Source organism: Pseudoalteromonas sp. NFXS39, from assembly GCF_040148775.1.
Taxonomy (GTDB): Bacteria; Pseudomonadota; Gammaproteobacteria; order Enterobacterales; family Alteromonadaceae; genus Pseudoalteromonas; species Pseudoalteromonas apostichopi.
Map to the genome: position 1 here is coordinate 195,332 of NZ_JAGDEC010000009.1, position 13,419 is coordinate 208,750.

Sequence of the window (13,419 nt, forward strand, 5' to 3'; positions counted from 1 at the left end):
CATTACATAATGAATTATGAAAGCATTTAATAGTTTAGAAGAGTCATTTATAAAACAACGAAAAAATGCCCATGAAATTTGCCGTTTATTTGCCAAAAGCCCAAGTAAAGGCAATTTAAAACGACTAAAAGGCATGTTTGCTCACTGTGGCGAACAGGTTGTTATTGAAGCTGGTTTTCATTGTGATTATGGCAGTGGTATTAAAATAGGTGATCGCACCTTCATAAATATTAACTGTACAATGCTTGATGCGCCGCTATCTGATGCGCAAATTACAATAGGCGATGACTGCTTAATAGGCCCTAATGTGCAAATACTCGCGGTATCGCATGCAGTAAACCCTACCGAGCGTTTAGCAAAAGCTAATTTTGCAGCGCCGATTAGCATTGGCAAGAATGTATGGATTGGTGCAGGTGCCATTATACTTGCAGGTATTACAGTTGCTGATAATGCCGTGATTGGCGCAGGGGCAATAGTTACCAAAGATGTCGCGGCAAACACCCTAGTAGCAGGTAACCCCGCGGTGAAGATAAAAGATATTTAAGTACACACTTAAGTCACATCGTTCGCTAAAGCACATACTACACGAGCCCGCTACGTATATTTTATACCAATGGTATAGTTGTTTAGATTAACCTGATAATCAATGGGCTTACTAGGATTAGTCCACAACCAAAACCAACTTTTACTTGCCATGCTTTATATTTACCTGTGACTTTAATCCCTAAAAATGGACTTAATAAATCGACGCGACGCACACCTATAAACACTAGCCAACAAAGAATAAAAGTAAGACTTAGTATAAGTAGTGACTCCATGAAACCACCTAATTGCAGCTTCGATAAATAAAAGGCAAGGCCAATAATCACACTTTGATGTAAGAGATAAAAAGGAAATACCGCTGAGTTCAATAAAGCCAATTTAGGGTGATCGTGATTTAAAAAACGTTGTGCTAGTGCCAGCATCATTAACACACCAACTAATCGTTGCGCGGTATACAACATATCCATGCCCGTAATTTGCCACTGACTGGCAGCTGAGTTTTGCCAAATCATGTTATAGCCCGCCACTACAATCAGGTAACCTACAATAAATACCACGCATAATGCCCTCCAATGAAGAAGTAGCCGACTATAAAATACTGAGTGCCACGCAAGTAAGTAACCATAAAGTAAAAATAAAGCACCCATGGGGTATCGAAATGTATCGCTCGGCCAGCTCAACTTTAAAATACAAAGCGGCAATAGCAATATGATAAAAATAATTAATAACGACTGTTCACATAGACGTGTAATCACTGTTTGAACATAATGGTGATGAAGCAGTGGCAGAGCAAACACGAGCAATAAGGTAAATTGCCATAACGAGCGTAAGTACCAAAGATGGTTTACATCAACATGAGGCCAAATACCTGCTTGATAATATTCAAATAGAAGGTTTGTCAAATCAAAAAACTGCAAGTAAAACTGCCAGTAACTTATCGCTAAACCGGTCTCTTGGCTCATTTGCGCATATAGCTGAACTGGCACAATAAACCAAACTCCAATTAATAATGGCAGTAATATTCTGACACTGCGTGATATTAAAAAACCACCTAAGCTAGCGCGCGCAATTATGAACCTCAGTGCAGCACCTGAGATAAACCAGATTAACCCCATCCGCCAAGGCGACAATAAGAGCATGATGTTTTCTATATTGCTGGATAAATACTGACTTTTAAAGTGAAAGCCCCAATTTTGAGTGTATAACATACCTGTGTGGTAAAAAATTAATAAGCCAAAGGCAAGTACTCTTAGCCAATCTAAATCATAACGACGCGGTGGTAACTCAACGGCTTGATTAAACGCATTTTGCCATGGCTGTAATAACGTGCGTGTTGTGTTTTTAATTATTATTTTAAGTTTCATGATTGATTATGGTTATGACAAGTTAATAACAACTATGAACAACACATAACGTTAAGCTATCAGAAAAGGTCGATAAAACAATCAGTAGGGATAAACGGTGGATATCAGGGATAGTATGTTTGGTGATTTATCACTATCTTGTTAGTCTAATTACGGTCTTCAAAGAGTAACAATAATAATGATCACCTTAATGCATTTTCAGCGTAACCGAACTTGGTATGCGACATTATTTTTATTTAGTTATATTTTTATAAATAACACTATTAATGCCAGCTCAGATATCATGGAAGCCCAACGCGATGGTGAACTGTCATTTTTGCTTTGGGAGCCCTTTGTCTGGGAATATTCAAGCGCTATCGGCACCTTATTGTTATTTCCTGCTTTAGTTTGGTTATTGCAAACCCAACCCTTTAATTGGCAAAAGATCACTCGCTCATTGCTCACTTATTTATTCGCAAGCATTATTTTTTCCTTATTACACGTAGGGATCATGGTCGCTATCCGTGAGTTCATTTACACAATTCAAGACATGCAGTATGACTTCGGGTTGCTGTGGTTTGAGTTACTTTATGAATACCGTAAAGACTTATGGGGGTTTTTATCTTTAATTGTGATTATTAAAACGTATCAATACATTGTTAGCCAATTAACCGGCGAAGCCAAGCCAATCAATCATGAAGAAAACGCCCAACAGGATTTGAATTTCGACCGATTACTGGTTAAAAAACTAGGCAAAGAGTTCATCATCTGTACAGATCAAATTGACTGGCTTGAATCTAGCGGCAATTACGTAAACCTACATATTGGCTCACGTATTTATCCGCTACGTACAACCATGACCCATTTTATATCTCGGTTAGAACCGCAAGGTTTTTGCCGTATTCACCGTTCTCATGCTATTAGACTCGATGTGATTGAATCAATCACGCCATTGCCAAGTGGTGATAGTGAAGTGAAACTTACAACGGGAAAAATACTTAACTTATCACGTCGTTACAAAGAGCAGTTTAAAAAACAGGTTAATTCGTCTGCCGCTCATTTTTAGCTAACTGTATATGACGTTTTTCTGCATAAAGAATTTGCTGGACTTGGTGGCCATTTAAAGGTGTAAAAAAGCCCAGCTGTATTGCTAGGCTTGGAATGGATCATGAGTTGTGTGTTACTCATAACGAAGGATTAATGATGGACGGGTGCTGGCCGCTTTAAATGCTAGGCTTGCCACCGTTGCCCACGTGATAACCGCAACGACCACAGCCGCAGCGCCATACACCCACACGGCTTGTTCAATGCGGTCGTTAAAGTTTGCTAACCAATCTCCTACTAATAAGTAAGTAACCGGGTAAGCAATAGCAATACTCACGCCCACCAGCACTAAGAACTCTTTAGCAATGATATTGACGATACTGATGCGTGATGCGCCGAGAACTTTTCGAACTGCTACTTCTTTTTGACGACGTACAGTTGCAAACGAAGCCAAACCAAAGGTACCTAAGCAGGTTAAGAACACTGCAAGACCGGTAAAGATTAAGACAACATTCGAAATACGCTCATCGCCTTTTAACAACGTTTTGTAGTTGTCTGCGAGTAAATTAATTTTCGGCTCATAGATATTGGCTGTGCTTGCTAATACTTCAGCGATCTCAGCTTTAATATAAGGCAAGTTTTGCTGATCAATGGTTAAGATTAACTCTGATACTGGTGATAAGAAGTTAAAGCCACATAAGAACATAATATTTGAGTTGGCATCTTTAGCATTACCTACTTTTACATCTTCAACCACACCCACAACACGCATATCTACGCCGCGACCTGAGTCTTTAATTACCTTACCGATAATGTCACTCATGTTAGTGTAACCTGCTTGCCTTGCGACAGATTCAGTCACAATGGTACCCGTACTTGTTACCCCATTTTCACGGCTTGCCCAATCACCAGCAAATTCACGACTAAAGTCACGACCAGCAACCAGTTTTAATCCTAGTGTTTTTACAACATCGTAGCTTGCGCCAACAACAGGCGTTAAGCTGCCAGACGCTTCACCATTTGGCCACGTTGGCATAAGTGTATTATTGATTGAAACAGTTAAACGAGTATCAATCACTGTTGTTTGCTGTACGCCTTGAATCGCACTAATACGGTTAACTAAGGCATTTTTTTCTTTTGTGAATACTTCGCCTACAGGAAGCTCCGAAATAACCAATCTTTGTGTTGTTTCATAGCCTAAAGGTAAGCTTTGTAAGTAAGTTAATTGCTTTAACAAGGTAATAGAGGCAATGATTAAACCTATTGCTAGTGAAGCCTGTAAGGTTAGTAAGCTCTTACGAACCCATATTGCAGTATTACCACGCTGTAAGTCACCACTTAAAACGCGTTTTGCACTGAATGACGAAATAAAGAATGCAGGATAAAGCCCAGCTAATATGCCCACAGCAATTGCGACCAAAATAATGGCAATGCCAAATTCAGAGGCATAATTCACGACCAATTCGCGGTCTACTAGTTGATTAAAATTTGGTAAAAATAGCTCCACTAAAGCACATGCAATCACCATTGAAAGCATTGATACCAACACAGATTCAGATAAAAACTGCGTTACTAACTGGCCTTTACTTGCGCCAAGCGCTTTACGCACACCCACTTCTTTTGCACGTTTAGTCGATTGAGCGACGGTCATATTAATGAAGTTAAAACCTGCAATAAGAATAAGTAACACACTTAAACCAACACAGATCATGACCACTTGTTTAGCGCCACCCGCTTTCATCTCAAATGGTGATTTAGCCGTTAGGTGCAAATCAAGTAATGGATGCAGCTCTAAACTAACTTGTTCCAGCATCGAACCGCTAAAAAAGCGCTCTGTTAAGGTTTTAGCTAAAGCGTCTGTATCGGTACCCTCAGCTAAACGCATGTAAACATAACTACTATTGATGTCTATTTTGCTTGGATCATGCTTAACATAAACAAGGTTTTTAAAGGCAAAGTGAGTGTTATCTGTTAAGTCTGCAAACACGGCACGCACTGTGTACTGTCCTTGTTCATGTGTTAATGTTTCACCAATCACATCGGTGCGACCAAAAATGCGCAGTGCTTCTGATTCACTTAAAGCAAGGCTGTCTGGTGTACTCATTGCTGTTGTTAAGTCACCTGCAAGCGTTTCTAGAGCAATAAAGTTTTCAATATTTGCTGAAGCACCATATAAAGCATTTAACTTATAGCCTTGGTTGCGATAACTCACATCAACCATAGCTTCACGGGTCAGCTCGACCATAGTTAATCCGAACACTTCTTCAACTTGGCTGTAATCTTCGGCCTGCTTTGACTGCACAAAATTAAAAATAGGCACCACAGCTAAACCAAGTTTTGAGAAGTCCTGGCCAACGCGATAAACACGCTCAGCATGAGGCTGTTGGCTATCGTACGAAAGCTCATTTTTTGCAAACAAAGCAACTAGAATTGCCGCAGCTAAGCCCACACTCAAACCCAGAACATTTAAAATAAAGTGCTGTTTTTGGTTTTTGAACGCGCGCAGCGCGGTGATCAAATAACTTAAAATCATGTTATGCCACCTCTGCTGTTTGTTGAACACGGTTAGCTTTATCTACCATCACTTGGCCATCAAGTAAGCGCACTAAACGGTCAGCATAATTGCCTTCTTTTTCTGAGTGAGTAACCACAATTACCGTGGTACCTTCGCGATTTAGCTCACGCAGCATCGCCATGACTTCATCACCATTTTTTGAATCAAGGTTACCCGTTGGCTCATCCGCTAAGATGAGTTTTGGATTAATCACAAGAGCTCGGGCTACCGCTACACGTTGCTGCTGACCACCCGATAACTGCTGCGGTAAGTGATCTGCTCTATGGTCGATTGCAACACGTTTTAAGATTGCGTCTACTCGCTGTTTACGTTCACTTTTTGAGATGTTTTGATATTGTAGTGGCAGCTCAACGTTTTCAAATACTGTTAATTCATCAATCAAGTTAAAGCTTTGAAAAACAAAACCAATCGACGCTTTTCTAAGTGCCGCTAATTGTTTTTCACCAAACCCTGCGATGTCTTCGCCTAAAAATTCAAAACTGCCTGCCGATGGCGAATCCAACATACCTAAAATAGAAAGTAATGTTGATTTACCACAACCAGATGGCCCCATAATGGCAAGAAACTCGCCTTCGTTTACATGTAAGTTAATATTGTTAAGCGCTGTTGTTTCAACATCTTGAGTACGGAATACGCGTGATAAGTTAGTTAATTTAATCATTGTTTTTATCCTTAAAATTGTAGTTGTTGTGCTTTATCAAAGTTGCTATAGCTAGAGGTGATCACGCGATCTCCGGCGCTTAGGCCACTTAACACTTCATAATAGTTTTGATTCTTTTTGCCAAGACGAATGTCTTTTCGTACTGCACGATTGCCATCTTTATCCATGACATAAACCCAGTTACCTCCTGAGCTGGTAAAAAATGCGCCGCGTTCAAGTAATAAAGCAGTGCCTTTGCTATCACCTAGCATCAGCTGTACATCAAGGCTTTGCCCACGTTTTATGTTACTCGTGCCATTAGGTAAATCGACTTCAACCTGAAACTGTGATTGCTGAACACGGCTATCAATTTTGCTAACCGTCGCCGCAATTTCGCCTTGCTCGTGTTCAATAAGCACTTGCATACCTGTTTGAACTTGGCTTAGGTAAAACTCATCTAGTCGCACAACTAGCTTGTATTCATTAGGAATATCAATCTGTCCTAGGCGAGCACCACGGCCTTTTGATTCACCAATTTCAACATCAAGTTCACTTAAATAGCCATCGGCAGGTGCTGTTACGAGTAGGTTTTCAAGGTTCTTACGCGCAAACTGAAGGTTTTTCTCTAGCATGTCGGCACTGTCTTTTAACTGAGCTACCTGAACTTCACGAATGCTGTTTTCTTGCTTTTGACGCTCGAGGGTTAGTTCTTTACGCGCTTTGTAATACGCTAAGTCTTCTTGAATTTCAGATAATTGTTCTTGTGCTAACACACCCGTTTTCACTAGCGGCTGAGTCTGTTTTAAGCGACGCGATAAATGTGTGATTTTAAGATCGATTTCAAGCAAATCACGGCGTAAGTTTAAACGGCTGGTTTCCATATTCATTTGCGTGTTACGTAAAAAATTAAGCTGCTCAGTCACCTGTGCTTCACGGCTCATTACATCAAGCTGCAAGTTAGTATTGCTTAAACGCACAAGTGGTTGACCTTTTTTAACAAACTCCCCCTGCTCAACAAGTCGCTCTTCAACTTGGCCTCCGGCAATGGTGTCGAGATAAATGGTAGTGCGAGGCATAACCTGACCACGAAGACTTAAAGCATCAACAAATTCACCTTGTTGTACTGTGCTAATCGTTAAGCTTGTCGCGCTTACTTGCTGGCTTCGACCTGTTTGCTCAGTTTGCGTGAAACCATAAGCTGCAGCCGCAACAGCTAAGCACGCAGCTGCAATTACTGATTTCTTAAAAAATGCTTTGTTATTTGAGCGTGTAATTTTCTTATCCATGTTGACGCCTTTAAGTTATCTAGGTGCTAATTACCTATAGATAAAACAACTCTTGTGCCAACTTTTATTTTTATTAAATTACAACAACTTACATTAAAACCAATAAAGATACATATAATCAAGTGTCCGCTTATAGAACACTTCAAAACCCATATATCGTCCATAAATGGACACTTTTACTATTTTCAATTAGTCTTAGTGTTCCCATAAAGGAATAATAATAAATAGCTATGAAACAAGCAGGATCAATTCTTATCGTCGATGATAACCCCGACGTACTCATCGCCGCACGATTACTTTTAAAGCAGCATTATCAGGTTGTAAAAACCACAGATAACCCCTTTGATATCGAAGGTATCATTAACGCACAGCATGATGCGGATCAGGCTATAGATGTTGTGTTACTCGATATGAACTTCACGCAAGACTCAATTAGTGGCAAAGAAGGATTCTACTGGCTAAAAAAGATCATGAGCCAAGACGCTAACATTGCGGTACTGCTTATGACGGCCTACAGCGATATTCAACTAGCTGTCGAAGCAATTAAAGCTGGTGCCTCTGACTTTATTGCCAAGCCTTGGCAAAATGAGCAATTACTCGGTGCTGTAGCGGCGGCATTTTCACACGCTAAAGACAAACAGCAAGTTAGTAAGCTCACAAAACAAAAGCAGGCCTTGCAGCAGTCAATCGGCAATCAACCATTTGAGTTTTTAGGCCAAAGTGATGCCATGCAGCAGGTTTTTTCGGTTATCGACAAAGCAGCCAACACAGATGCCAACATATTGATTAGTGGCGAAAGTGGCACAGGTAAAGAACTCACCGCACATGCAATCCACAATGCAAGCCAGCGCCAAAGCCAACCCTTCATAAGCCTAGACATGGGCTCACTAGCCGAAAGCCTGTTTGAAAGCGAACTATTTGGCCATAAAAAAGGTGCGTTTACTGGCGCGAAAGAAGATCGCATTGGCCGATTTGAGCTGGCCCATGGTGGTAGTTTATTTTTAGACGAGCTAGGTAATCTACCGCTTAACCAACAAGTTAAGCTACTTGCGGCACTACAAAACAGGCAAATAATACCGGTTGGTGGTTCTAAAGTCATCGATATTGATATTCGTTTGATCTGTGCAACGAATGAAAACCTCGAACAAGCAGTGACTGAAGGTAAATTTAGGCAAGACTTACTGTACCGTGTTAATACCGTAGAGATCCGTTTGCCAGCTCTGCGTGAGCGCAGTGAAGACATTCCATTACTGTGTAACTACTACTTGCAACACTTTGCACATAAATACAAACGAGAGTTATCAATTACGGCATCTGATATGACACGTTTAAGTCAGTATCATTGGCCAGGCAATGTCCGTGAACTTGCCCATGCAATTGAGCGTGCAGTCATCCTCTCAGAAGGTTCAGAGCTCGATATAAGCTCAGTGATAAGCTCACCAAGTACCAGTGTAAGCACAAATGAACTCTCTACAAACGCTGCTGACTACGACACTTTTGATCTTGAAATCATCGAACAGAGAACCGTTCGTGCAGCTTTAAAGCATTTTCAAGGCAACGTTAGTCACGCAGCTAAAGCACTCGGCCTGACACGCGGAGCCATGTATCGTCGTTTAGAAAAATATGGACTTTAATCTATGCGAAATTTCATTAGCTTAGCTGGCCTATTAGCTGCACTAATTGGTTTCTCAATTGCTTTGTTTTGGCAAGTACAGCAAAGCGGGTTTTCTGCAATTTCGGCACTTTTAGTTATTTTAAATTTGGTATGTGCCGCGCAAATTTTTAATTTATTTAAACGCCAAACAAGGCGTGCAGATATGGTTTTTCGCGCTTTAGCGAATGGAGACAGCACATTAGGCTTTGGTGACCAACACCCTATGCAGCAACAATTTGAGCAGGTTAAACAACAAATTCAGGCTGCACGTTTTAATGCAGAGCAACAAGCCCAGTTCTTACAAGCGCTATTAATTCATATCGATTTAGCAGTATTAGTATGTGACGAACAAGGCACTATTATTGAAAGCAATCCGGCGGTTAGTCGTTTGCTTGGGCAAGCTGTAAAGCACATCGATGATTTAGGTGTAATAGCCAACCTAGTCCAAGACGCTAAACAAAATAGCCGTAATACCGTGCCATGGCAAAATGGTGAGCAGCACGATACGTTATCTGTGCAGATCAGTATTGCCGAGATCCAAGGTAAAGTTCGTAAAGTGATCAGTTTGCAATCTATTCATGATCAGCTGCAATTAAAAGAGCAACAAGCTTATAAGCGCCTCACCAAAGTACTGACTCATGAAATTGCTAATTCGATTACGCCACTCTCTTCGTTAGCACAAACTTGTTCGGCACTGCTGCCAAATGAGCTTAGTTTTGATGATCAGGAAGATAAACAAGACTTGCAACTCGCCCTAACAACACTCGCATCACGAACCGAGCATTTAGGCGAGTTTATAGCGCAATTTAAAAAGGTTAGTAGCTTACCCGCCCCACACTTACAGCCACATATTCTGGCAGATCTTGCCAAGCAAGTTGTCGCTCTGCACTCACAACAAGCTAAGCAACTTAATATTACTTTGAATTTATCGGTGCAAAGCCAACAGTTAGTAATGATAGATAGAGGCCAAGTTGAGCAAGTGATAATAAACCTGCTTAAAAATGCCCTTGATGTACTTAAACAATTAAATAATCCAGAGACAACTAAATGCATAGAGGTAAATATTGCACAAAATGCTAATCAGCAACTGTATTTAGAGGTCAGCGACAATGGTACAGGTATCAGCGATCATGTGATTGAGATGATTTTCGTGCCATTTTTTACTACCAAGCAACAAGGCTCAGGAATAGGCTTAAGTTTATCGCGCCAGATCATGCTCAATCATGGCGGCGATCTGGTATATATCAAACGCCAGCAAGGAGCCTGCTTTCGTTGCGTGTTCGGTTAGCTTACATAGTTAGAACACTTACTTACAATTTGCTAAGGCGCTGTTTGGTATCATGTACCCATTAACGTTTAATGGATTAACCAATATGAAGTACCTCGCCTTAGCACTGCTCTCATCACTTGCCTTTATTCCTACAAAAAGCTTTGCTGGTATTTATGACAGCCCTAATATGAACCTGTTTGTTAAGTCAGAGCATAATAGTACTGATTCAATCACCTCAGCCGGCATCGAATTTATGGCTAAAAATAACTACAGCAATTTCGGCGCAGCATTTACAACGGCACTAGGCTCAGCAGAAGTATTTACTAAAAAAGGTGATCGGGAGACATTTCTAACCTTAGATAGCGGCATCAAATTTGGTTATTTCAGCGACTTTTTTGTCTATGGCGAAGTGGGCTTAGATTTAATTGAACTTGCTGTATACGACGACCGCGATGACCACGACTACAGCGACCGCTATGATGACGATCACAATAATATTGATGGCTATGTTGGTGTGGGTATGGGCGTGGACTCAAAGCCATTCAGAATAGAGGTCTATGCCAGAGCCAGAGAAATAGACAGCCGCTATTGGGAAGCACAAAACCATGGTTATGCTGGGTTACAAGTTAGTATTTCGTTTTAATTTCAATTGGGTGAGTAAGTTAGTGAGCTGTTAATCTAATGGTCATTTTTAGCTCACCCTATGTTAAGCTTAGGCGCTTTAGTTTACCCGCACCTAAGTTAACGGAGTATTTTAATACGTGTTTTTAAATCGATTTTTAGGCCTTGTTGTTGTTTCTCTCATTGTAACAGGCTGTCAGACTGCCCCTGAGTCTCTTCCCGAAAAGAAGTCCACCATCAAAGCCAATCCTGGTACTGTGGTTGCAGAAGCTAAAACAAAACAAGTAGACGCGGTGACACCGCTCAAACCAAGTGAGCTTGATGACGTATGGCAACGTATTCGCATTCAACTGCAGTTTAGCGATTCAAGTCACCCAGATGTACAAAAGCGCATTGCTTGGTACCTTACTCATCCAAATTACATGGAAGAAATAAGCCGCCGTGCAGCGCCGTATTTGTATCATATCGTCACAGAAGTAGAAAACCGTGACTTACCAATAGAACTCGCTCTAATGCCGCTTATAGAGAGCGATTTTGATGCCAGTGCCTATTCACACAAACATGCATCGGGTTTATGGCAACTCACCCCCTCAATCGCCAAATACTTCAAAGTAAAAATTACCCCTTGGTATGATGGTCGCCAAGATGTGGTCGACAGCACCCGTGCAGCTTTGGATTTTATGGAATACCTTTATAAACGCTTTGATGGCGATTGGTATCACGCTATTGCTGCCTACAATATTGGTGAAGGGCGAGTATTACAGGCAATTGCTCGTAATAAAAAACAAGGTAAGTCGACGGACTTCTTTAGTTTAAAACTACCATCACAAACCAAACAGTACGTACCTAAGTTACTGGCCGCAGCACAATTATTAAAACACCAAAGAATGGTATTCCCTGCGATTAAGAATGAGCAAGCTATTGCAACCTTACCAGTGACTGGTGCAGTGATCTTAGCGGATAAAGCGAAGTGGCAAGAGCTTGAAGAGCTAAACCATGGTGTTATCCGATACCCAGCGGTGATTGATGCGCCACATATTGTGGTCCCCAAAGATCAGCAAGCAAGTTATCAAACTCTATTAGCTAATCAAAAGAGCAATGATTATAGCCAGTGGCAACATTACACAGTTAAACGCGGTGATAGTTTAAGTGTGATTGCAAAGAACTATAAAGTAACAGTTAGCCAACTGAAAACCTTCAATAACCTAAAAACAAGCACCATTCGTATTGGTCAAAAGCTGATATTGCCGCAATTAGCGGATCAGCAAATCGAGTATAAGGTGAAATCTGGCGATAGCCTTTGGAAGATAGCAAAGCAATACAAAGTCAGTATCACTAAGCTTAAACAATGGAATAACCTTTCAAGAGATAATTTAAGAGTAGGTGAAAAGCTCACGGTGTTTATCTCAAATAGTTAATACCAAATCAGGGAGTTTTACTCCCTGTCTCTTTTATCTATCCAATTAAAGTTGTATCTTTATTAGTCTATAAAAACAACAATCAATAATTATGGATAATCAGCAACAGGACGTAAGCTGTTCAACAGTGAAAACAGAGCAAGACTCTAACGTTGAAGAGCAAACAAAGACCACCCAGCAAAAAACTCAACCTGCTAGCAATCAGCATAAGGCATGGTTTACCAACGAGCGACTAAACCTATTTCTCGCACTCTGTGCCATTATTATCTCCGCAGCCTCCTTTTATGCCACTTACTTGCAAGCCAACGCTGCAGAACGACAAGTAAAAGCCGCCACATGGCCTTGGCTTGAAGTGATAACGGGGAATTTTGATGAAGAAAAAAACCTACCTGAAATCACCTTTGAACTCACTAATTCAGGATCAGGACCTGCGATAGTAAAGTACGTGAAGTATCACTATAACGACCAATCATATTTAGATATCTATAAAGTAATTTCTGCATGCTGTTTTGATACACAAGCATATGAAACACAGCTACAAACTCTGCAAGAAGATTCTCCCGACATAAATATTTTCGAAGCATTTGGCTGGATTATGACGAGTGCCAGTGATAACCGGTTGCTGGCATCTGGCAGCGAACTTAAACTTTTTCGTTTCAAGCGAACGGGATTTAATGAAACTCAATGGGACAAAGTAAACAAGCAGCGTAATAGCATTAAAACCGAGATCTGCTACTGCTCGTTGCTAGAACAATGCTACCTAAGCGATGGCCGCGGCGATGTGAGAGAAATACAGCAGTGTGAGTGACACCGAGCTATCAGCTTTCAGCGATCAGCCGCTCGATGGAGCTGTTTGGTGCTGCGTCTCCCTCTGCCGGAGGTTCTAGGCTCTAGGCAAAGTGTCGTTGTAGGAATGACTTTAGCCATGAATGTGTTTGTTAAGGTCTAGATACGGCACTGACGTGCCTCCTACAAAGTTTTGTTGCTGAGGGAGTCTCCGCACTATACAACCCCACATTTCAGCT

The 13,419-nt window shown here is 41.0% G+C and carries 11 protein-coding genes; 7 read left to right on the forward strand and 4 right to left on the reverse strand.

Going from position 1 to position 13,419, the window contains the following annotated elements; all coding sequences use genetic code 11:
- Positions 1–16 precede the first annotated feature (16 nt).
- Complete coding sequence (locus tag J3455_RS16765) at positions 17–544, forward strand: sugar O-acetyltransferase (protein ID WP_349562073.1); 528 nt, start codon at positions 17–19, stop codon at positions 542–544.
- An 82-nt stretch (positions 545–626) separates the two neighbouring features.
- Here J3455_RS16765 and J3455_RS16770 read toward each other — a convergent pair whose 3' ends face one another.
- Complete coding sequence (locus J3455_RS16770; RefSeq protein WP_349562074.1) at positions 627–1,907, reverse strand: acyltransferase family protein; 1,281 nt, start codon at positions 1,905–1,907, stop codon at positions 627–629.
- 181 nt (positions 1,908–2,088) lie between these two features.
- Between J3455_RS16770 and J3455_RS16775 the strand changes: the two genes are divergently transcribed.
- Positions 2,089–2,952 carry a LytR/AlgR family response regulator transcription factor gene (locus J3455_RS16775; RefSeq protein ID WP_349562081.1) on the forward strand — a complete coding sequence of 288 codons (864 nt, stop codon included), beginning with the start codon at positions 2,089–2,091 and terminating at the stop codon, positions 2,950–2,952.
- Between the two features lie 114 nt (positions 2,953–3,066).
- Here the strand turns inward: J3455_RS16775 and J3455_RS16780 are convergent, their stop codons facing one another.
- The 3 genes from J3455_RS16780 to J3455_RS16790 are packed head-to-tail and all read right to left on the reverse strand — an operon-like array spanning position 3,067 to position 7,431.
- Positions 3,067–5,463: an ABC transporter permease gene (locus tag J3455_RS16780; RefSeq protein ID WP_349562075.1), complete on the reverse strand. Its 2,397-nt coding sequence runs from the start codon at positions 5,461–5,463 to the stop codon at positions 3,067–3,069.
- Between the two features lies 1 nt (position 5,464).
- The gene (locus tag J3455_RS16785) at positions 5,465–6,166 is read right to left on the reverse strand and encodes an ABC transporter ATP-binding protein (protein ID WP_062566384.1); all 702 of its coding nucleotides are present in this window, start codon (positions 6,164–6,166) and stop codon (positions 5,465–5,467) included.
- A gap of 11 nt (positions 6,167–6,177) precedes the next feature.
- The gene (locus J3455_RS16790) at positions 6,178–7,431 is read right to left on the reverse strand and encodes an efflux RND transporter periplasmic adaptor subunit (RefSeq protein ID WP_130050145.1); all 1,254 of its coding nucleotides are present in this window, start codon (positions 7,429–7,431) and stop codon (positions 6,178–6,180) included.
- A gap of 230 nt (positions 7,432–7,661) precedes the next feature.
- Here J3455_RS16790 and J3455_RS16795 point away from each other — a divergent pair, with 230 nt between their 5' ends.
- From J3455_RS16795 to J3455_RS16815, 5 genes are all read left to right on the forward strand, one after another.
- Positions 7,662–9,065 (forward strand): sigma-54-dependent transcriptional regulator, encoded by a 1,404-nt coding sequence (locus tag J3455_RS16795; protein WP_349562076.1) that lies wholly within the window; start codon positions 7,662–7,664, stop codon positions 9,063–9,065.
- A gap of 3 nt (positions 9,066–9,068) precedes the next feature.
- Positions 9,069–10,373, forward strand: a complete 1,305-nt coding sequence (locus J3455_RS16800; RefSeq protein WP_349562077.1) for a sensor histidine kinase — start codon at positions 9,069–9,071, stop codon at positions 10,371–10,373.
- An 85-nt stretch (positions 10,374–10,458) separates the two neighbouring features.
- Entirely contained in the window at positions 10,459–10,998 is a 540-nt protein-coding gene (locus J3455_RS16805) for a hypothetical protein (protein ID WP_178926430.1), read from the forward strand.
- A gap of 118 nt (positions 10,999–11,116) precedes the next feature.
- Entirely contained in the window at positions 11,117–12,394 is a 1,278-nt protein-coding gene (locus J3455_RS16810) for a LysM peptidoglycan-binding domain-containing protein (RefSeq protein WP_349562078.1), read from the forward strand.
- A 91-nt stretch (positions 12,395–12,485) separates the two neighbouring features.
- Positions 12,486–13,202: a hypothetical protein gene (locus J3455_RS16815; RefSeq protein WP_178926431.1), complete on the forward strand. Its 717-nt coding sequence runs from the start codon at positions 12,486–12,488 to the stop codon at positions 13,200–13,202.
- Positions 13,203–13,419: the final 217 nt, after the last annotated feature.

What these genes read in the sequence shown, in the direction of transcription:
- J3455_RS16765 (WP_349562073.1), top strand. Translation starts at nt 17, where the DNA reads ATGAAAGCATTTAATAGTTTAGAAGAGTCATTTATAAAACAACGAAAA.
- J3455_RS16805 (WP_178926430.1), top strand. Translation starts at nt 10,459, where the DNA reads ATGAAGTACCTCGCCTTAGCACTGCTCTCATCACTTGCCTTTATTCCT.
- J3455_RS16795 (WP_349562076.1), top strand. Translation starts at nt 7,662, where the DNA reads ATGAAACAAGCAGGATCAATTCTTATCGTCGATGATAACCCCGACGTA.
- J3455_RS16815 (WP_178926431.1), top strand. Translation starts at nt 12,486, where the DNA reads ATGGATAATCAGCAACAGGACGTAAGCTGTTCAACAGTGAAAACAGAG.
- J3455_RS16790 (WP_130050145.1), bottom strand. Translation starts at nt 7,431, where the DNA reads ATGGATAAGAAAATTACACGCTCAAATAACAAAGCATTTTTTAAGAAA.
- J3455_RS16770 (WP_349562074.1), bottom strand. Translation starts at nt 1,907, where the DNA reads ATGAAACTTAAAATAATAATTAAAAACACAACACGCACGTTATTACAG.
- J3455_RS16785 (WP_062566384.1), bottom strand. Translation starts at nt 6,166, where the DNA reads ATGATTAAATTAACTAACTTATCACGCGTATTCCGTACTCAAGATGTT.
- J3455_RS16800 (WP_349562077.1), top strand. Translation starts at nt 9,069, where the DNA reads ATGCGAAATTTCATTAGCTTAGCTGGCCTATTAGCTGCACTAATTGGT.
- J3455_RS16780 (WP_349562075.1), bottom strand. Translation starts at nt 5,463, where the DNA reads ATGATTTTAAGTTATTTGATCACCGCGCTGCGCGCGTTCAAAAACCAA.